Consider the following 19,585-nt stretch of genomic DNA (forward strand, 5'->3'; position numbering starts at 1 on the left):
CCCTCGCGGCCGCCGCGCTGGCCCCCCTGCGGGCCAAGGCCGAAAGCCAACACCGGGACGACTTCACCCAACTCTGGGCCGGCCAAAACACCAGCGGTTGCCGCGAAGTGTCGGCCGCCGATTTGACAAGAGAACTGACGGGCGGGATCGTGTAAACACGCCGTGCCATTCCACGCACCGGTTCCAAAGAGACCGGGGGAAGAGGGGTCAGTCGCGTCAGCCCAAAGATTCCACCGTCGGATTCGCCGCCGGGCGAGGAAATTCGTCGGATATTCTTGCGCTCCCGGCGAAACGTCGCTAACATCAGAAATGGTGTTTGATCCAAAATCTCAATCCGAGGGGCGTGTGATGGCGAAAGGCAATAATTCACAGGGCAAGGAAAAGAAGAAACCGAAGAAGGGCGCGAAAGCCGCCCCGGTGAAGGCGACCCCGCCGCCGAAGAAGTAAGTCTCGCAGCGGGGGCGGGGCAGGCAACTCATCGGGTTAATCCCCCGAAGCCGTGAGTGCGAATCCCGCCCCCCGCGATTGCCAGACCCCAAGCGGGTTAGTAATGGCATCCGTCAAATTCACATCTTCGAATATCCGGCAACATCTACTCTTTCCAAAAGCATCATGCCAATCCGCTGGCGACAAGCGGGCAAAAAAATACCAGATACGAAAACTTTTTGTCCGGTCGCTCGTCAAACAGGCTGTCTCACATCAAATGCTTCCCGTCTGTTCTCCGTACTCGAAGGAGATGTTCGATGTTTCATCAGCGATTTGCACGCCGCTATCGGGCGCTGGCCACCGGTCTGTTCGCCACCGCGTTGATCGGCCTCGCCGGTTGCGGCAAAACCGATCCTCCTGTTGCTCAGCAACAGCCCAAGGACGAATTGGTTGCCGCAGCGAAAGATGAACCCAAGTCCGAAAAGATTGGATTCGATGCTGATCTGGCGGCGGCCACAAGGGTTGATAAAGAAGATGTGGCCAATGTTCGTGCTCCGAAATCGGATGAGCCTGTTGGTTTGGAGAATGTGGCATCCCCTGTTCCACCCCAAACATCTAGCACTGGTTTGTCGATTGATGGCATGAAGGGCCGCAATGGGGGAACCCGTGAAAAACTGCTCAAGGCTGGCGGCGGCAACTTAAAAGACGTCAAAGACAGGCTTTCCCGTCGGTCGCCCGCAAGGGATGCCAGTGGTGAAAGCCAGCCGGCCAATGAACTGATGGAACATCCGCTTGTGGACGGCAAGCCTCTGGGTGGCAAACGAGGGGCTGCACGGCTGGCAGTTCAGCCAGCGGGGGAAGGCGACAAATACGACGACGCTGATTCCCGTGAGGAAGCCTATCAGCACTTGGAAGACAACGCCTTCAAGACGGTGAAACTTGACCCGCTTTCCACGCTGTCGGCCGCCGTGGACACCGCCGCTTATTCCAACGTGCGGTCGCGGCTCAACGAAGGGACGCTGCCCCCCAAGGACATGGTGCGCATCGCTGACTTCCTCAATTACTTCCCCTACGACTACGCCCCGCCGACCGACGGCAAGCCGGTGAACTTCAAGCTGGAAATGGCCGCCTGCCCGTGGAATGAAAAGCACAATCTGCTGAAAGTTGGCCTGAAATCGAAAGTGATCGAGAAGGACAAACTTCCGGCCCGCAACTTGGTGTTCCTGATCGACACTTCGGGATCGATGAACTCGCCGAATCGGCTGCCGCTGGTGATTGAGTCAATGAAGTTGCTCGTCGAACAACTCTCCGACCGTGACCGGGTGAGCATCGTCACCTATGCCGGCGCCGCCGGTTTGCGGTTGCCGCCGACGCCGGGCAACCAAAAAGAAAAGATCATCAATGAGATCATCAACCTTCAATCCGGCGGCTCGACCAACGGCGAAGGAGGCATCAAGCTTGCTTATGAGCAAGCGGAAAAGACCTTCATCAAAGAGGGAATCAACCGGGTGATTCTGGCGACCGATGGCGACTTCAACGTCGGCGTCTCCGACAACGCCCAACTGATTCGGATGATTGAGGACAAGCGGAAGACCGGCGTCTACCTCACCATCCTCGGCTACGGCATGGGCAACCTGCACGACGACCGATTGGAACAACTCGCCCACCACGGCAACGGGCACTATGCCTACATCGACTCGCTCGACGAAGCCAAAAAGTTGTTCGTGGAGCAAGGGGCGGCGTTGGTCACGGTCGCCAAGGATGTGAAGTTGCAAATCGAGTTCAACCCGGCCAAGATCGCGGGCTATCGGCTCATTGGTTACGAGAACCGCATTCTGAAGACGGAAGATTTCCGCAACGACGCGAAGGACGCCGGGGACATGGGTTGCGGCCACACCTGCACGATGTTGTTCGAGATCGTCCCGGTGGGTGAGAAAGTGCCGTCATCGGATGTCGAACCGCTGAAGTATCAGACCACCCCGCAACTGACCGACGCCGGGAAGAGCGGCGAATGGCTGACGACCCGGATGCGTTACAAAGACCCGGAGACGGACAAAGCCTCCGAAGTCAGCGCCAGTTTCGACGGCAAGGACATCGCCAAGGACGCCAGCAAAGACTTCCGCTTTGCGGCCGCCGTCGCCGCCTACGGCATGTTGTTGCGGGACAGCGACTATGTCGGCAATGCTGATTTGGAAAAGGTGCTGACGTGGTCCAAGGGATCGCTGGGTGAGGACAAAGGAGGCCATCGGGCCGAGTTCACCCGCTTGGTGGAAAAGACCAAGGACATCGTGACGAAGAAGCGGGAACAGGCTCCCGCCACGCCGAAACCGTAAGTTGTTCGGACGGTTTACCGTGCCACGAAAGCCCGAGAGCCGCATGATTGACTTCATGCGGCTCTCGGGCTTTCGTGGGACACATCGACATATTTGAAATCACCACTCTGTCCGTAATCCCGGCGGGAGCGTCGCCCGCATCATTGGATGACGAAGAAAGCATCGGGGCGGGGAGGGCACTCGTCGCCCCAGCCACAGGCAGACTTCTTCCCAATTATCGGGCGACATCACATCGAAAATCGCAAGGATTACGCCAATTGACCGGTGTGGATCGATTGACGGGGACCGGGGAAAATCGGAAGCGGCCCGCCTTGTTCTCACGGGCGTTCTCTCCCGCTCATCTGCTTGGTTGACAGTCGGTGAATCAATTCATTTTCACTTTTATCGCCGTTCGCAAATCCAATGGCATACGGCGTGCTTTCTCTCATTGAAGTAACAAGTGCGGTGTCGCCGCCAATCACCCTCCAACACGAGAATTCCCATGCTACGTTTTGCCATTGTTTTCCTGATTGTCGCCTTGATTGCCGCCGCCATGGGTTTCGGCGGGATCGCCGGCGAGGCGGCTTACTTCGCCAAGATCCTGTTCTTTGTGTTCATCGTGCTGTTTGTCGTGTCGCTGGTCATGGGCAATCGCGGCCGAATCGATGTGTGAGCGTCGGCCCCGTGTCCCCGGTTGCCATACAATGCCCGGACGGCAACCACACGGCGGCTTTTCCCCATGCGGATTGGTATTTTCGGCGGCACGTTCGACCCGGTTCACACGGGTCATCTCATCATGGCCGAACTGGCCCGCGAACAGGGCAGGCTCGATCAACTCTGGTTTGTTCCCAGCTACAAGCCCCCGCATAAGCAGGAACAGGAAATCGCCCCGTTTGATCGTCGCGTGGACATGTTGAACTTCGCCCTCGCCGGCCAGGAAGAGAAATTTCGCGTCGATCTCATCGAACAGCAACGCCCCGGCCTGAGCTACACGACGGACACCCTCGCCGCCCTGCATGAACAGCATCCGGGGAATGAATGGTTCCTGCTCCTTGGGGCCGACTGTTTGCCGGATTTGCCGAAATGGCATGAGCCAAAAGCCCTGTTGAAACAAGCCGCTCTTTTGACGGTCGCCCGGCCCGGCCACACGCAAATGACCGCCGAACAATTGGCCGCTTCCATCGGGATCACCCCGGAAGAAGTGCGGTTGCAGGCGGTTCAAGTCCCGCTGATCGACATCTCCAGCCGAGACCTGCGGCGGCGGGTCCGCGAGGACCGCAGCATCATGTACCAAGTCCCCCGCGCGGTGGAAGTCTACATCCGCGAGCGAAAGTTATACCGCTAAGTTCCCGTCGTTTCGGTAGAATAGTCCGATGGAACTCTCAATCCTCCCTTTCGCACCGCTGACGCCCCGGCCCGCCTTCCTCGAACAGTCGGACGACGCCTTCCGGGCGTGGCTGGCCGAGCAGGGCCAGCCGGCCCTGCGCATGAAGCAGCTTCGCCGCTGGATTCTCGCCAAACGCGCCGAATCATTCGAGACGATGAGCGACCTGCCCAAGGATTTGCGCGCCGCCCTCACGGAAAACTACTCCCCCCTCGGCACCCGCATCGAACGGCATCTCGAAGCGAAAGACGAGACGCACAAACTCCTCGTCAAACTGCATGACGGCCGGACCATCGAATGCGTGTTGATTCAGGATGCCCCGCGCCGCACCGCCTGCATCAGCACGCAAGTGGGTTGTGCGATGGGATGCGTGTTTTGCGCCTCCGGCTTGAACGGGGTGGTGCGGAATCTCACTTCGGCCGAGATCCTTGAGCAACTGGTGCGATTGCGAAACCTCACGCCGGAAGACGGCCGGCTTTCGCACATCGTGGTCATGGGAATGGGCGAACCGCTGGCGAACCTCGATAACTTGGTGGAAGCCCTCGAAGCGGCCGGGCACAAGGATGGCCTCGGCATCGGGGCCAGGCACATCACCATCAGCACGGTGGGGCTGCCGCCGAAAATTCGCCGGCTCGCGGATTTGGGTAAGCAGTATCATCTGGCCGTTTCGCTGCACGCCCCGAACGATCGGTTGCGAAGCAAGATTGTGCCGACCAACGAGAAGACCGGCATCACCGAGATCATGGAGGCCGCCGAATACTTCTACGAGAAGACCGGCCGACAGGTGACTTACGAATATGTCCTGCTCGGGGAACTGAACGATTCGCCGCTCGAAGCCCGCGAATTGTCGATGTTGCTATCGGGCCGCAAGGCTCACGTGAACCTGATCCCCTTCAACGACGTGGAAGGGCTTCCCTACAAACGCCCGACGGACAACGCCATCCGCACGTTTATCGAGGTGTTGCAAAAAGGGGGCGTCAGCGTGAAGGTCCGCAAGCGAAAGGGTTCGGAGATCGACGCCGCTTGCGGTCAACTGCGGCGAAAAGTGGAAAGCGGCCAAGCCTGAAGTTTTCACTTCGGCGGAGTGATCGTCTCGGGTTTCGGATTCCCCTCGGTGATTCGCCAATATCGGCCCGGTTGGAGGCCGTCGTATTGTTCCTCTTTGCCGTTCGGCCAGCGGACGGTCAGCCGGCCGACCTGGCTGGCGGCGCCGAGGCCAAATCGCAGCCGGGAATCTCCCGTTGAAAGATAGCTCCCGCCGCCGTGGGTAAAGCGGGTCAGTTTGCGGCCGTTGACCTCCAGCGTGACCGTGGCTCCGGCCACATCCCGGCGATCCCGGCCGGCCAGTGAAATCCCCAGCCAGTTGTTGGTGGTTCCCGTTGCTCCCGCCACATTGCGGAGCAGGACCACCGGCTCGTTTTGATGGGTGATGATCAAGTCCGGCCAGCCGTCGTCGTCGAGATCGGCAACCGCCAACCCGCGACCGCCGTACTGGCCGCGAAAGTAGGGGCCGCCTTTGCCGGGAATTTCGCGGAACTGTCGGCGGCCGTCATGTTGTTCGTTGCGCAACAACACCGGGCGCTGTTTGACGGTCGAACCGGTCGGATGCCGGAGAACGTGCCCGTTGGAGATCACCAAGTCTTCCCAGCCGTCGTTGTCAAAGTCGACAAATCCCGTTCCGAAACCGACGAATTGACGGCCAAGACGGGCAACGCCGGCCGACTGGCTGTCGTGTCGAAAACCCGTCGGCCCGAGGTTTCGATACAGGGCGTGGAGCTCCCCCTGATAGTTGGTCACCCACACACTCGGGCGGCCGCTCTCGTCATAGTCGGCCGCGTCCACCCCCATGCTGCCGTTGAACAATCCGGTGTCGTCTAGGGCGCACCCGGTGGCCCGGCCCCGTTCCTCGAATTTCATTCCGCCCCGGTTCACATACAGGAAATTGTCCCCGCCGTCGTTGGCGACGTAGATGTCCGGCCGGCCGTCCGCGTCCAAATCGGTGATCAACACCCCCAAGCCCTTGCCATCCGGCCGCAGCGGGGCGGTCGCGGTGATGTCCGCGAATGTGCCGTCCCCTTTGTTGCGGTAGAGGCGGTGTTGGAGCGGCCCGAATTGATGCGGGGAGCAGACATCCTTGGTCGTATCCCGTCCCTGCCCGGTGCATTTGGGATCATTGGCGAAGGACCAGTCCGTGTAATAACACACATACAAATCGGGGAAGCCGTCCCCGTCCAAGTCTCCCCAAGCCGCGCTGGTGGCCCAGCGGGTGTCCGTCAGCCCGGCTTTTTCGCTCACGTCCTCAAAACGGCGGCCGCCGTTGCCGTCCGATACGTTGTGGTACAAAACGGTGCGATTCCAGCCGGTGACGAGCAAATCGGGGAAACCATCCCGGTCGTAATCGCCGGCCGTTGCCCCGTGCGAATAGAAGACAGGGCCGTCCAACCCGGCTTGGGCGGTCACATCCGCGAACTTCCAATTGCCAAGGTTGCGATAGAGCTTCCCCGGCAATCCGCGAATCTGCGGGGCGGAGTCTCCCTCGAAATAGCCGCCGCCGGGGAAGAACAGATCAAGCCGGCCATCGCCGTCATAATCCAGCACGGCCACCCCGCAACCGAGGGATTCGAGAATCGTGTAACGGTTAGCCTCTTCGCCATTGCGGCAGGTGAAGACCACGCCACTGCCGGGGGTCACATCCTCGAAAATGACCGGCCCGGCGGGTTCTTCGGTTTTGGGGGCGGCCTCCGGGGAAACTTCGACGGCCGGTTTTGCCCGTGTGGCGAACCACACTCCACCGGCGATGAACAGTGCCACGACGGCCCCGATGGCGATCAACAGACGGCGGGAAGAACTCACGATTTCCCCTTTTGACCTTCCAGCCGTCGCTGGATATCGGCCTCGATTTTCTTCGTTTTTTCCAGCCATTCCGCAGCCTCCGTCTCGCGGCCAAGTTCCTGAAGGCATCGGGCGAGCATGGAGGTTTGCTCATATCCGTTCGGTTTGAGTTTGATCGCTTTTCTCAAGTGTCGTTCCGCGTCCGGCAGACGGCCGCGAGCCATGTCGATCGCCCCGGCCTCGGTCAACACAGCCGCGTCATCCGGCCGGGCGGCCAGCAACTCGTCGATCACGGCGGCGGCGGCGGACAACTCCCCGAGATGGCGTTGACACCGGGCCAGTTCCAGCCGGACCGCCGGTTCCCGGTGGCCGTGCCGCTCCAGCCATTCCAAATGGCTCATGGCTTCGACGGGTTCTTCACGCGAAAGGTACGTGATGATCGCCAGCCTCGCGCGGGCATGATCTTCGCGAAGGGCGATCGCGGCCCGAAGGTCGATGGCCGCCTCCGTGCCTCGGGCGATGCCCATCAGCATCTCTCCCCGCCAGCAAAGCCATTCGGCCCGGTCGGCGGGAGACGCTTCGCGGGCGAGCAAAAGATCAATCGCCTTGATCGCCGGCTGCGGCTGGCGGGCCGTCATCAGCCCTTGCGCCAATGCCTCCATCATGGCCGTGGCAAACGGGCTGTCCGGATTCTCCTTGACGAAGTTCATCACCGAATGAGAATTGGACACATCGCCGTTCTGCGACCGGCGCATCTCTCTTTCCAATTCAATTGATTGACGGTCGCCCCCCGCTTTCTCGTAGGCCGCCAGATGTTGCTCGGCCACTTCATCCTGGCCGCCTCGCCGGGCCGCCCTGGCCGCAAGGAGATGCGCCTCGGCCGAATCGGGATGGCGGGCGATGTGTTGTTCAAAGAGTTGGATGGCGGTTCCGAAATCGCGGTCGGCCACGGCTTCCTGAGCCAGTTGCATTTCCGTTTTGCGAGTCCCGCCGGTGCGCAGGAACAGCACGACCGCGATGACCGCCGCCAGCACGCCGCCGAATAAAACCGGCTTGGGAATTGAAGACAACATACTTCCCGGATCACTCCTGTGTCAGCACATGCACGCGCCCGGCAGAGAGGTTTTCCCAAGTTTTGGCCGCGGATTGGCCGGGCCAGCGAACCATCACCTTGTCCGCGTGATCGGCCTTGCCCAACCCCACATGGACAATCAATTCGGACTGGCTGAGGTAGCCTCTCGCCCCGGTCACCATGCGTCTGATGACCTGGCCATTGGCCTCCACTTCGACCGTCGCCCCGATGGCCGAGCGGTTGCCGGTCTTGCCGTTGCCGCGAAGATCCAGCCGGAGCGAGTGGTTGTCCTTCGGGGAGTCATTTCGCAGCAAGCGGGCCGGGCCGCCGTTGGCGACGAGAATCACGTCGAGGTCGCCGTCGCCATCATAATCGAGATAGGCGCACCCGCGACCGACCATCGGCTTGAACAAATCTTCCCCGGCTTGGGCGGCCGTCACCGGTTCGTAGAAGCAAGCCTTGTTCCCGGTGTTCCAGTACAGTTGGGCCGGTTGGGCGTGTTGCTGGGTCGCCTGAATCTTGGCGATTTCCGGCTCGATGTGGCCGTTGCACACGAGCAGATCAAGCCGGCCGTCATTGTCGGCATCCATGAAGACGGTGCCGAACTTCAAGGCCGCCCGGCTGGGATACGACAGGCCGACGGTCACGGCCGAATCGGCGAAGAGGGGCTTGTTGTCCTTGGATTTGGTGACTTCAAGGAACGTCAGCGGCTCGGTGGCGAAGTTGGTGACGACCACCGCCGGCCGACGGGAGGCAAACTCGCCCCAGTCGATGCCCATGCCGGCTCGCGGCCGGCCTTCGTCCGCGTAGGCCGCCCCGCGGGATTCGCCGATCTCCTTGAAGACTCGTGTTCCGTTTGGCCCCGGTTGGTTGGAGAAGAAGAAGTTGCGAACGGAGTCGTTGGCCACCAACAAATCGGGCCAGCCGTCTTCGTCCGGGTCGCAAACGATCACTCCGAGACACTTGCCCGCCGCCCGCTTTCGGTCGGTCGCGGAGGTGCCCTCTTGTTGAAACACCTGAACGCCCGCCGTCGAAGACACATCTTCAAATCGTTTGCCGTCCACGTTGCGATAGAGCGTCGCCTGCGCCCCCTCGAACTGTTGCGGCCGGTTGAATGAACGTGACAATCCTTCCTGCGTCGAACTGATGGAGAGGTCGATGGCCGGGGACCATGTGACATAGTGGCAGACAAACAAGTCAAGCCGGCCGTCGTTGTCGTAGTCAACGAATGTGGCCGAACTGCCGAACGGGATCGGCGGCTTCCATTTCAAAAACTCGTCTCGCGACACCATCGGTATCTCGCCCGCTCCGCCCACGCCCGCCTCGGCGGTCACGTCCATGAATCGCTTGCCGTCCACATTGCGGAACAGGTGATGCCGGCCGACGCAGGAGACAAACACATCCGGCCGGCCGTCGTTGTCGAAATCGCCGACGGCCACGCCCATGCCATACATCGGAGCGCCCAACCCGGTGTCCGATGTCACGTCCTCGAATGTGCCGTCCCCCTTGTTACGATAAAGGGCCAACGTGGGCGCCGGGGCTTTTGAAAGTTCGCCCGGCCACCAACCGGAGTTGATGAACAGGATGTCCGGCTTGCCGTCGCCGTCGTAGTCCAGCACGGCGACGCCGCCACCCATCGTCTCGGGCAGGAGCTTCACCCCGGAGTTGCCGGATTGATGCGTGAAGGCGATGCCGGCGGATTTCGTCACATCGGTGAACGGAATCGGCGGCACCGGGACCGACTGCCGGGGCTGCGCGGTGTTGGGGACCACGACCACCGGCGGCGGCGCCTCTTTGCGGAACGCCCGGCTGATGGCATAGCCCCCCGCGCCAAGAGCCACGAGAGCGATGACAATGATGACCGGTCGGCGGCCGATGCCAATCCGGCGATGGAGATTCGCTTGCATGAGATCCCGAAAGGGGCCGTTGGCCCGGTCACTTGGTTGGGGGGAGATTGCCTGTCTTCAAAATCGCGTCCCGGTGGGCCGGGGTGGTGGGGTAGATCACCCGTTCGCGGGCGGCATAGTTGGCGACCGGGTTCTTCTCCCGGTATATCCGGGTGGCGTTCGATTGCGCCAGTTCATCCGGCTTGAAGATGCCGTGGGCCGCGCGATGCAGAGACGCCAGCGCCCCGGCGAGCGATGCCTTTAGCTCGGGGTCTTTCTCGGCATGGTAAGCGGCCATGAATTTGGGCCGATATTCTCTGACAATTGGCAACGCCGGTTCTTTGGTGTTCGGGAAGCTCTCCGCGAAACTGGTCGCCGCTTCCAAACGGGCGTCCCGGCTCCCCTTCGCGTCGGTGGCGGCCATTGCCAGATCGGCCATCGGCTTGAGGCCGTCGGTCGGCCCGCCGGTTCGTCCGTCGGCCAGCCGGGAATAACTGCGGGCGAGCAAGTCGTGGGTTTCCACGTCTTCCGAATCGAGGGCCAGCACCCGCTCACCCGCCTTGACCGCCTTGGTCAGGTAATCCCGCTGCTCCGCAGAACCGGCTTGTTCATATTGGCTTCGTTTGAAGAGCCGGTTGGCGAGCCTTGCCCAGATGACGTAATCCTTGGTAAAGTCGAATTTGCGGTCGCCCGGCTGGTTGTCCGGGTCGAGCAATCGCTCCAAGTCGGCAATCGCCGCGTCGAGGTGTTCCCGGCTGGTGGCCGTCTCGCCGTTGACAACGGCGGTGAACCACGCCCGCGTCCACCAAGCGGCCGGAACTTCGCACTCGCCGGACGCCTTGAGTTGGGCGGCGGCTTCGTCGAACCGCCCTTCCTCGATGAACACACGAGCCAGGTTGACGTGAGCGTTCGGAGTGCCGTCCTTGTCTCCCAGCGCCAGCAACGCCTTGAACGCTTCCTCGGCCTGCTTGTAATGCCCACGTTTGGCGGTGACTCCGCCTTCGAGCAACTCGCCGATGCCGTAATCGTTCCAGCGTTGCCAGCCCGGTTTTATCGGGGAGGTTTGGGCCGGCACATTCTCGGCGACGCCCTCCACGGGCAATGTCATCTTGTCCACGCACACATCCACGACGGGAAGCGTCGGCGGTTCTTTCCCTTCATGGACAAGTTTCATGTACTCGTAATCAAATTTGCGATAGCGCACTCTCGCGGTCAGCTCCACGGCTTCCTTGATATCGGCCGGGACATCAATCCGGTAATGGGCCACGGCCGCCGCACCCGGCGGGATTTGCTTGTCGTACAAGGGTGTAAAAATGTCCTGCGGATTGCGGCGGTTAATGCGGTTCCCGTTGCGATCAAGCATGTGGACATTAATCTGATGGGACCACGGATCAAGCGGCCCGGCGGTGCCATCCCGCAGGGCGCCGTTGCGGGCGAACTCTTTCCCGCCGCTACTGGCTTGGAAGTCCACCCAAATCTCGTTGGAATCGACCGTTCCCTGCGAGAACGGGTGCCCGACGCCGAGCGTGCGGATCACGACTTCGATCAGGTACGATTGGCCCGGTTTGAGCTTCGGGAGTTGCGGCCGCAGCGGGGCGATCAGCGCGGCGGTGTCGGTCGTCGCCCCCGGCTTGAGGCCGAAGATATCGATGCGGATTTTCTTGTCGCTGCCATCCTCGGCCTTGCCGCGGAGGTAGTCCGCGTGCATGTCGATGGTCTTCTGGAATTCATCCGCATGGTCCTTGTATCGGGCGTCGAACTTCAGCAATTCAAACAACCCCGTGTTGCCGCCGGGGAAGCGATGGTTGTGGACTTTTCGTGTGCCGGTCCCGTCGAAGTCCTTCGCCCCGAAATCGCCGCTCGGCTTCAGCGGCATGTGGCAGGAGGCACAGTTCTCCTTCGCCTGGGCCGGATAGTAAAACGACCGCACTCCGTGGCCGGAGACGCCGCTGAGGAGGTACGTGTCGTAATGGTTCTGGCCTCGCAGGAACTCCTTGTAGTGGTTGAGTTCCGAAGGAAGGCTCACCTTATGGCAGGTCGCGCAGAACTCGGCCGTTTTGTGGAACGGCTTCAGAAAAGTCTGCTTGTGAAAGTCCGGCTTGGCCTTCACGATTTGATTGTTGATCCACTGCAACGGTGCCGATTTGCTGGTGGCGAACGGATAGTGCGCCGGTTCGGCGATGGTGAAATCCGCGTTGCCGATGGTGCTGTTCACGTTGGTGATTGCGTGGCAGGCCGTGCAGGTGATGCCGGCGTGGGCGGTCTGGTGGTTGACGTCATCGAACTTCGGATCGTCAAACGCCCCGCTAAAGAACGGCACGGGATCATGACACCCGGCGCACCACCGGGACGATTTCACGCTGCCATCCTTCTCCAAGCCGACCTTTCGCGTTTCCCGCACGCTGAACAGGTAAGCGGGGTTGTTGAACGAGCTAAACTTGTGCGAGGAGTGGAAGTGATCGTTGGCGATGTCCTGATGGCATTTGGTGCAATACTCGTCCATCATCAGCACATCGGCCGAGATGAACTTGCCGTCGGCGGTCTTGGCCATCGACGGCTCGAAGTATTTGGCCCCTTCCTTCGGGCCTTCGCGATACCAAGTCTGCGGGTCTTGCGAGTGCATGGCGATCATGGCGACGGTGAACGTGCCGACGCCGCCTCCCCACCATTTGGCGTATCCCCATTTGATGCGAGGCCCGGCCTTCCGGTGTGTCACATACAGCGAGATGCAGGACACCGGGACAAGGACGTGCAGCCAGTAAATGACGCTTCGGGGAATCGATCCGGTCGGGAGTTGCGGCAGACCTTCCAGTTGCACCAAGGCAAATCCGGTGGCGATGATGACCGCCCCGGCGATCAGAAGCATGATCCCCGTGCGGACAGCCACACGGTTTGTTCGTTTGCGGGCGTTGACATAGTGAATTGCCCCGAACAACAAGAACGGCAGCGTGCCAACCACGCCGATGACCGGATGCGCCAGGAACATCCACAGGGAAAAAGGCGTTGTGTAGCTTTGAGGGCTGTTGGACCAGTTCAACAGCGACAACCCGGCCAGATAGAAGCCGGTTGCCCCCAGCAGGGCGAAGCCGCCGAAGACCATGTACAACAGGATGCGGAGCTTCGGTCCCACGGTGGGGACGTATTTTTTTGGAGAGAGAGCCATCGATTTTCCCAACAATTATCCGCAAGCTCGTCGGTCACGTGAGATGAATGTAAGTAGGTTAACCGTCCGCGAATCGTGCAGCAAGGCAAAAGAAATGACTTCGCGTTATTTGGCCGCCGCCTGTCAGACGGATTTTTCCAACCCGGCCACCCGTGCCGAGATCCCGGATCGCGTCAGCCACATGCTCGCCACCATCGAGCGGGCCGTCGTTGGTTATCGGCCGTTCGGGGATGTGCGATTGGTCGTCTTCCCGGAATTTGCGCATGCCGCCCCGGTGTACGAAACGGTGCAAGAACTCACCGACAAACTGGCGGTGGAACTCCCCAACGAGCATACCGACTGCTATGTCCGCGCGGCCAAGATCCACAACGTCTTCATTCAAACCGGCTCTTTTCTCGAAACGGACGCCCGTTTTCCGGGGCATGTGTTCAACACCACCTGCCTGATCGGCCCGGACGGCCTGCTCTCGAAGTATCGCAAGGTCCATCCGTGGGTGCCGTGGGAGGTGCATTCCAGCCCGCATGACATTTCCGATTACCCCGATCCGATGTTTCCGGTGACAGAGACCGAGATCGGCCGGCTTGGCTGCGCCATCTGCTACGACTGGCTGTTCCCCGAAGCGATCCGCGAACTGGCGTTGCAAGGGGCCGATGTGCTGATCCGTGTGTCGGCCTACATGGACCCGTGGGGGGCGACGACGCCGATGGATTGGTGGACGGTGGTGAACCGCTGCCGGGCCATCGAAAACCTCGCCTATGTGGTCGCCGCCAATCAGGCGGCGCGGGCCAGCCACTACCCGCCGTTTTCCTGGCCGGGTGGCAGCATGATCGTCGATTATGATGGCCGTCTGCTGGCGCAAGCCGACCCCGGCCCGACGGAAAAAATCGTTGTTGCCCCCATTGATATTGCCGCGTTGCGGGCTGAACGGGAACGCCGGATCGGCCATCAGATGCTCGCCCACCGGCGCCCGGAAGCGTATCCGCTGGCCGGGCGTTCCATGTATCGCCATCCCGGCCACCCGCTGACGGTGGAAGGAAACAACGCGGCCACGGCGGCGGCGATCAGTCGGCTGGTCAGCGGCCGCCAGACCTAATCTCTCCGAGCCTCCACATGCCAACCAAACGCTGGCGTTTTCGCTTCCTCATTCTCTCGATCCTGCTCGTCGTCGCCGTGGCGGCGGTGATCTGGTGGAAGCCTTGGAAAAAATCCGACAAACCGCCGTCTGTGGACATGGAGGAAATCGCCCTGTTGAACAACCGGGGTGTCGGCCTGATGGAGCAAATGTCGGCGACGAAATACCAGCAGGCGGCCGAAGTGTTTCAGGAAATCGTCCAGAAGGCTCCCGAGTGGAAACCGGGGAAAATCAATCTCGGCATCGCCCTGTTGAACACCGCCGAACCGGCCAATCTCGACCGGGCCATCGCCATCTTCAAGGAGATTCTGGCGGCCGATCCCGATGATCCTTACGCCCATTACAACCTCGGCATCATTCTCGTTTACCGGAATGAGATCGCGGAGGCGGCTCCGCATTTTGAAGCTGTTGTTCGTGTCGATCCCGGCGATGCTCATTCGTGGTACAACCTCGGCATGGCTCATCCCAAAGGCCGGGAATCCCCCGAGGCCAAGGAATGCCTGGAGCGGGCGTTGAAACTGAACCCGTATCTGAACGCCGCCCGTTACGCTCTGGCGATGCACCCTCACGAACGCGACGACAAAACAACCACCGCTCTGTTGGCTGAAAAGCAGGCGCTGGAAGAGGCGAACTGGGAGGCCGAGTATCGAATCGTTTACACCGAGATGGGCAAATACGCCGAGGTGATCGGCCGGGCGCCCGGCAAAACTCCGCCGGACATTGGCTCGTTGCCGATGTTCTCGGCCGAACCGAAACTTGTTGTTCAACTGGCCGCCGGTGCTCGCTGGGCGACTCGTACTGATTTGATGCGAGCGCTGGCCCTGTCCGGCCCGGTTCTTGCTGCCGATCGTAATCGAGTAGGCGGGGCCATGACGTTGCTGGACTTTGACCATGACGGCAAACCGGATGTGTTTCTCCCGATGGCCGTGATTGAAGACGGCCGTATCCGCAACTTGCTTTTGCACAACGAGGGGGGCCACTTCCGCGATGTGACGAAGGAGTATGGCCTGTCGGGCAGTCCGGCATGTTCGGCCGTCTGTGTCGGCGATTTCGACAACGACGGATTCCCCGATCTGTTCCTCGGCGGCCCACGCCAAGTGGCCTTGTTTCGCAATCTGGCCGGCAAGGGATTCGCCGATGTGACCGCCACGGCCGGGTTGGACAAGTTGACCGGCCATTGCCGGTCCTGCCTGTGGGCCGATCTTGACCAAGACGGCGACCTTGATTTGGTGTTGGCGTTTGCCTCCGACACGGGCGAAGGGGCCGAGAACGGTTTGGTGGTGATGCTCAACGTCGGCGAGGCCCCTCCCGCCGGCCCGGCGGCGAAAGGTCCGGCTCCGCTGAAGATCCTGTTCAAACGATGCGAAACCATGCCCAAAGAAGTGACCAGTGTGCCGGCCACGCATGTCATGATCGCCGATCTTGACAATGACAAAGATGTGGATTTGCTGGTCACAACGGAGGGCCGTGTCCGCCCGGTTTTCAACGACCGGTTGCTCCGATTCCATGTTGGCCCGGCGGGACCGGCGGGCAAGGCGTGGTCCGGCAATCTGGCGCTGACCACCAAACGGAGTGATCGTTCCGATGTGCTGACGCTTGCCACGGATGGCCCGCCGGTGCTGTTGTCGGGCGATGACACCCAAGCCGCCCCGAGATTTCAAGCCGAAACATTGGCCGCCCCCCGTTTGCTGCAAGCAACCGCCTTCGACATTGATTTGGATGGGTGGACCGACGCGGTTGGCCTGTCCGTCCCCGAGAATGGCAAGCCCGCCCGGCCGGTGCTTCTGCACAATGAAGGGGGCAATCTGGCCTCGCGGGAAGACGCCTTCGGCCCGGCCGAGGGTTTCCCCCAGGACTTGGTGGCGATAGCCGCCGTGGACCTGGACGGCGACTGCCATCCCGACTTGCTCTATTGGTCCGAAGATTCGGGCCTTGGCTGGCGCCGAAACCTTGGGAACGGGAACCGGGCCATCCGTGTCGATCTCTCGGGGCGTCGGGAAAAAGCCTCGAATCTGCGCACCAACGGGGACGGCATTGGCAGCCGTGTTTGGGCGTTGGCGGGATCGGTCAACACCAGCGTCGAACATGTCACCCTGTCGTCCGGTCCCGGCCAGTCGTTGCTTCCGCTGACGCTGGGGATCGGCAGAGCCGATGTCGCCGCCGCGCTTCGCATCCGCTGGCCGGACGGCGTGGCCCAGGCGGAGCTTGACCGCACGGCGTGCGAGATTCAACGCTTGACGGAACTGAACCGCAAAGAAACCTCGTGCCCGGTCCTGCTGACATGGGATGGTGAACGCTTCGTCTATGTGACCGATCTCCTCGGCGGCGGGGCAATCGGGGAAATGACCGCCGACGGTTCGGTCCGGCCGCCGAGGCCCGAGGAGTCTGCCCGCATTGACGAAGGGTTTCTGCAACCCAAAGACGGCCATTATTTGCTGAAACTCGCGGAGCCGATGGACGAGGTGATGTATCTTGACCGCGTCCGGCTGACGGCCATCGATCATCCTCCCGAGTTAAAGGTTTTTCCGGACGAACGATTCGCCACCGCAGACCCGCCGCCGACGCAAGAATTGCTGGCCTTTCGACGATGGTTGCTTCCCAAAACCGCCCGCAACCATCGCGGAACAGACATGACGGCCCGACTGCGGGACAACGACGGCCGAACGGCGGATGAGTTTGCCCGACGTTCGTGGCTTGGGTTTGCCGAGGATCATCACGTCGAACTTGAATTTGGCGAGACAAACGCCAAGCCGGGCGAACGCTGGTTCCTCGTCCTCGCCGGGTGGACGGATTACCCGTATCCCGAATCGATCTTCGCGGCCGACCAAGCCGGAGTGAAGATGCAAGCCCCGTTACTCGAACGGGCCAATGCCAAGGGTGAATGGGAACCCGTCGGTGAGATCGGCTTCCCGGCCGGTCTTCCCAAAACGATGACGGCCGAGGTAACGGGCAAACTCCCGGCTCCCGGCGGGAAATATCGCATTCGCACGAACCTGCAAATCTACTGGGACCAGATCGCCCTTGCCCCGCTGGAGGCCATTCTCCCGGCCAACGAGCCAACACCCGGCCCGGCGAACATCACCGGCGTCCGTGTGCATCATGCGAAATTGACCGACGCCCGTTTGGCCCATCGCGGCTTCATGCGAGAAGTTCCGCCGGCCGGCCCGACCGATCCGGTGGCTTATGGTGATTCCAAAACCGAGGCGGTGGCCGTCACCAAATGGAAAGGAAAGCTCACCCGCACCGGAGACGTGACGGAATTGCTGGAAACAACAGATGACCGCCACGTGATCTGCGGCCCCGGCGACGAGGTGACGATCCGGTTTGATGCCAGCCTGCCCCCGCTCCCCGCCGGGTGGCAACGAACCTTCGTGTTGCGGACATGGGGTTATTGCAAAGACACCGCCCCGTTCACCGGCAGCGGCGGCTTCGTTCATCCGCTCCCGTTTCGGGCAATGCCAAAATATCCTTACGGCGACGACGTGAAAATTCCCCAAGCGTTGGCCGATTATGACCGGTTGTGGAACACACGACCGGCGATGGGGGGAAGGTGAAACTCTTCGCTTTCACTTTCTCACCTCAATCCCCGGCACTCCTTCGGTGATGCGATATCCCCGGTCGGCCTCCAGAGGGCCGATCTTTTGGATCTGTCCCGAGGGCCAGCGAATCTCGATTTCATCGACCTGTCGGGCGGCGCCCAAGCCGACGAGCAACCGGGGGTCATGGGCTGACAGGTAACTCCCCCCGCCTTCACGATGCCGCACCAGCGAGCGGTCGCCAATTCGGAATGTCACCTTCGCCCCGACCGCGTCGCGGTTGCTTTTCGTGCCCCGAAGTTCGAGGCGAAGCCAGTGATGCGGGGTGGTGGATTCGTTGTGCAGCAAAGCCGCCGGGCCGCCGCTGTCGGCGAGATACAAGTCAACGCGGCCATCGTTGTCGTAGTCGGCGAGGGCCAGCCCCCGGCCCACATAACGCTTCTGAAACGCCGGGCCGGCCACGGCGGAGAACTCCTGAAAGCGCCCCCGGCCGTCGTTGAGGAATAATTGGGGTGTTTGCCGGAAGGTGTTGTTCGGGTCGCCGTCGAGATCGATGTGGGCCATCACATGCCCGTTGGCGACCACCAGATCCAAACTCCCGTCCCGGTCCACATCGATCGCCACCGTTCCGAATCCGAGGCGGTGCCAGCTTGGCGGCCCCAACCCGGACCCGGCGGTGGCGTCCAGAAATCGACAGCCGCCCAGATTGCGGAAGAAACTGTTCGCCTCGCGGGCGAAGGCGGTGGCGAACAAATCCGGCCGTCCGTCCCCGTCGAGATCGGCGGCGACGGTCCCCATGTATGCCTGCGGATTGCCGCTCCCGTTGACGGCGCAGCCGCTGGACGGGCCGCGACGCTCGAACTTGCCGCCGCCGAGATTGCGAAACAGGAAGTTCGGCGCGCCGTCGTTGGCCACGAACAGGTCCGGCAGACCATCGTCGTCGAGGTCCAGCGCCACCACGCCCAGCGCCTTGGCGTTGGGCTGGTCCACGTTGGCTTGCGCCGTCACATCAACGAATCGGCCGTCGCCGAGGTTCCGGTACAGCACGCAGGTCGTCCCCGAGAATCGCAGCGGCGGGCAGGCGGCCCGGCGGCCGGTGGCGGCTTGGCGGCACTCCGGATAGTTGGCGAAGTCAACGCGGACATAACTGCACACAAACAAGTCGAGCTTGCCATCGTTGTCAAAGTCGAGGAAGGCCGCGCTCGTGCTCCAGTTCGGCCGGTCGCGCCAGTCGGGGTGATCGGCCATGCCCGCCTGAGCGGTGATATCCTCGAAACGCCGGCCCCCGTTGCCGTCCGGGACGTTGTGCCACAAGACGTTTGGCTTGCCAACACAAGTGAGAAACAGATCCGGGAAGCCATCGTTGTCGATGTCCCCGACGGCCGCCCCCTGGCCGCAGCCGACATGCCCGCATCCGGCGGCGGCTGTCACATCCTCGAATTTGCCGTCGCCGAGATTGCGGTAGAGTTTGCAACCCGGCTTGTCGGCGGGAAAAGGGGGGAGGATGGGGTATCCCTGCACCAAAAACAGGTCAAGCAAACCGTCCTGGTCATAGTCGATCCAAGCCGCGCCGGGGCCGGTGGAGTCCGTCAGATATTCCATGTCAGTCCGGCCGTCCACATGATGAAACTTAATCCCGGCGGCGGCTGTCACATCCACAAACGAAAGGGTGACACCCGGCGGCAAGACCGGAGATGGCTCTGATGCCTGGCCGGGGACGACAGCAGACGGAGTGGTGTTTGGCGGATCGGGCGTCTTTTCACGAGAAAGCATGAGCCACGCGGCCACCCCGCCCCCGACGATCAGAAGGGCGGCGAGGCCGGAAACAAGGTAACGCATGGG

The 19,585-nt window shown here is 61.5% G+C and carries 11 protein-coding genes, 1 tRNA gene and 1 pseudogene; 8 read left to right on the forward strand and 5 right to left on the reverse strand.

From position 1 onward, the window contains the following. The 6 genes and pseudogenes from BGIM_RS68310 to rlmN all read left to right on the forward strand — a co-directional run. Window positions 1-155 (forward strand): annotated as a pseudogene (locus BGIM_RS68310) (2-nitropropane dioxygenase); the annotation flags it as partial. 300 nt (window positions 156-455) lie between these two features. Further along, window positions 456-524, forward strand: a tRNA-Ile gene (locus tag BGIM_RS63020). 219 nt (window positions 525-743) lie between these two features. Further along, window positions 744-2,759 carry a vWA domain-containing protein gene (locus BGIM_RS50820; RefSeq protein ID WP_020470885.1) on the forward strand — a complete coding sequence of 672 codons (2,016 nt, stop codon included), beginning with the start codon at window positions 744-746 and terminating at the stop codon, window positions 2,757-2,759. Between the two features lie 481 nt (window positions 2,760-3,240). Next, the gene (locus tag BGIM_RS60415) at window positions 3,241-3,411 is read left to right on the forward strand and encodes a DUF1328 domain-containing protein (protein ID WP_020470886.1); all 171 of its coding nucleotides are present in this window, start codon (window positions 3,241-3,243) and stop codon (window positions 3,409-3,411) included. Between the two features lie 66 nt (window positions 3,412-3,477). Next, a complete protein-coding gene (gene nadD / locus BGIM_RS0116735; protein ID WP_020470887.1) occupies window positions 3,478-4,083 on the forward strand; it encodes a nicotinate-nucleotide adenylyltransferase in 606 nt (201 codons plus the stop codon). A 28-nt stretch (window positions 4,084-4,111) separates the two neighbouring features. Then, window positions 4,112-5,188: a 23S rRNA (adenine(2503)-C(2))-methyltransferase RlmN gene (gene rlmN, locus BGIM_RS0116740; protein ID WP_020470888.1), complete on the forward strand. Its 1,077-nt coding sequence runs from the start codon at window positions 4,112-4,114 to the stop codon at window positions 5,186-5,188. A 5-nt stretch (window positions 5,189-5,193) separates the two neighbouring features. On the opposite strand, the gene BGIM_RS50825 is transcribed toward rlmN, so the two are convergent. Genes BGIM_RS50825 through BGIM_RS0116760 form a run of 4 tightly spaced genes read right to left on the reverse strand, consistent with a single transcriptional unit; the run spans window position 5,194 to window position 13,075 of the window. Continuing rightward, on the reverse strand, window positions 5,194-6,975 hold the full coding sequence (locus BGIM_RS50825) for a CRTAC1 family protein (RefSeq protein ID WP_020470889.1): 1,782 nt from the start codon (window positions 6,973-6,975) through the stop codon (window positions 5,194-5,196). Beyond that, window positions 6,972-8,027, reverse strand: a complete 1,056-nt coding sequence (locus BGIM_RS0116750; protein WP_020470890.1) for a tetratricopeptide repeat protein — start codon at window positions 8,025-8,027, stop codon at window positions 6,972-6,974. The genes BGIM_RS50825 and BGIM_RS0116750 overlap by 4 nt, the downstream gene beginning before the upstream one ends. A 10-nt stretch (window positions 8,028-8,037) precedes the next feature. Further along, on the reverse strand, window positions 8,038-9,933 hold the full coding sequence (locus BGIM_RS50830; protein ID WP_020470891.1) for a CRTAC1 family protein: 1,896 nt from the start codon (window positions 9,931-9,933) through the stop codon (window positions 8,038-8,040). 28 nt (window positions 9,934-9,961) lie between these two features. Continuing rightward, the gene (locus BGIM_RS0116760; protein WP_020470892.1) at window positions 9,962-13,075 is read right to left on the reverse strand and encodes a tetratricopeptide repeat protein; all 3,114 of its coding nucleotides are present in this window, start codon (window positions 13,073-13,075) and stop codon (window positions 9,962-9,964) included. A gap of 94 nt (window positions 13,076-13,169) precedes the next feature. On the opposite strand from BGIM_RS0116760, the gene BGIM_RS0116765 reads away from it, so the two are divergent. Further along, window positions 13,170-14,168 (forward strand): nitrilase-related carbon-nitrogen hydrolase, encoded by a 999-nt coding sequence (locus BGIM_RS0116765; protein ID WP_020470893.1) that lies wholly within the window; start codon window positions 13,170-13,172, stop codon window positions 14,166-14,168. Window positions 14,169-14,185: 17 nt separating this feature from the next. Then, window positions 14,186-17,761, forward strand: coding sequence for an FG-GAP-like repeat-containing protein (locus BGIM_RS0116770; RefSeq protein WP_020470894.1), 3,576 nt, complete (start codon window positions 14,186-14,188; stop codon window positions 17,759-17,761). Between the two features lie 12 nt (window positions 17,762-17,773). Here BGIM_RS0116770 and BGIM_RS50835 read toward each other — a convergent pair whose 3' ends face one another. Beyond that, entirely contained in the window at window positions 17,774-19,582 is a 1,809-nt protein-coding gene (locus BGIM_RS50835; protein WP_020470895.1) for an FG-GAP-like repeat-containing protein, read from the reverse strand. Between the last annotated feature and the right edge of the window lie 3 nt (window positions 19,583-19,585).

It is taken from the genome of Zavarzinella formosa DSM 19928 (assembly GCF_000255705.1).
GTDB classification, from domain to species: Bacteria; Planctomycetota; Planctomycetia; order Gemmatales; family Gemmataceae; genus Zavarzinella; species Zavarzinella formosa.

Coding starts and splice junctions, on each gene's coding strand:
- BGIM_RS0116750 (WP_020470890.1), bottom strand. CDS start 8,027: ATGTTGTCTTCAATTCCCAAGCCGGTTTTATTCGGCGGCGTGCTGGCG.
- BGIM_RS0116760 (WP_020470892.1), bottom strand. CDS start 13,075: ATGGCTCTCTCTCCAAAAAAATACGTCCCCACCGTGGGACCGAAGCTC.
- nadD (WP_020470887.1), top strand. CDS start 3,478: ATGCGGATTGGTATTTTCGGCGGCACGTTCGACCCGGTTCACACGGGT.
- rlmN (WP_020470888.1), top strand. CDS start 4,112: ATGGAACTCTCAATCCTCCCTTTCGCACCGCTGACGCCCCGGCCCGCC.
- BGIM_RS50835 (WP_020470895.1), bottom strand. CDS start 19,582: ATGCGTTACCTTGTTTCCGGCCTCGCCGCCCTTCTGATCGTCGGGGGC.
- BGIM_RS50830 (WP_020470891.1), bottom strand. CDS start 9,933: ATGCAAGCGAATCTCCATCGCCGGATTGGCATCGGCCGCCGACCGGTC.
- BGIM_RS0116770 (WP_020470894.1), top strand. CDS start 14,186: ATGCCAACCAAACGCTGGCGTTTTCGCTTCCTCATTCTCTCGATCCTG.
- BGIM_RS50820 (WP_020470885.1), top strand. CDS start 744: ATGTTTCATCAGCGATTTGCACGCCGCTATCGGGCGCTGGCCACCGGT.
- BGIM_RS60415 (WP_020470886.1), top strand. CDS start 3,241: ATGCTACGTTTTGCCATTGTTTTCCTGATTGTCGCCTTGATTGCCGCC.
- BGIM_RS0116765 (WP_020470893.1), top strand. CDS start 13,170: ATGACTTCGCGTTATTTGGCCGCCGCCTGTCAGACGGATTTTTCCAAC.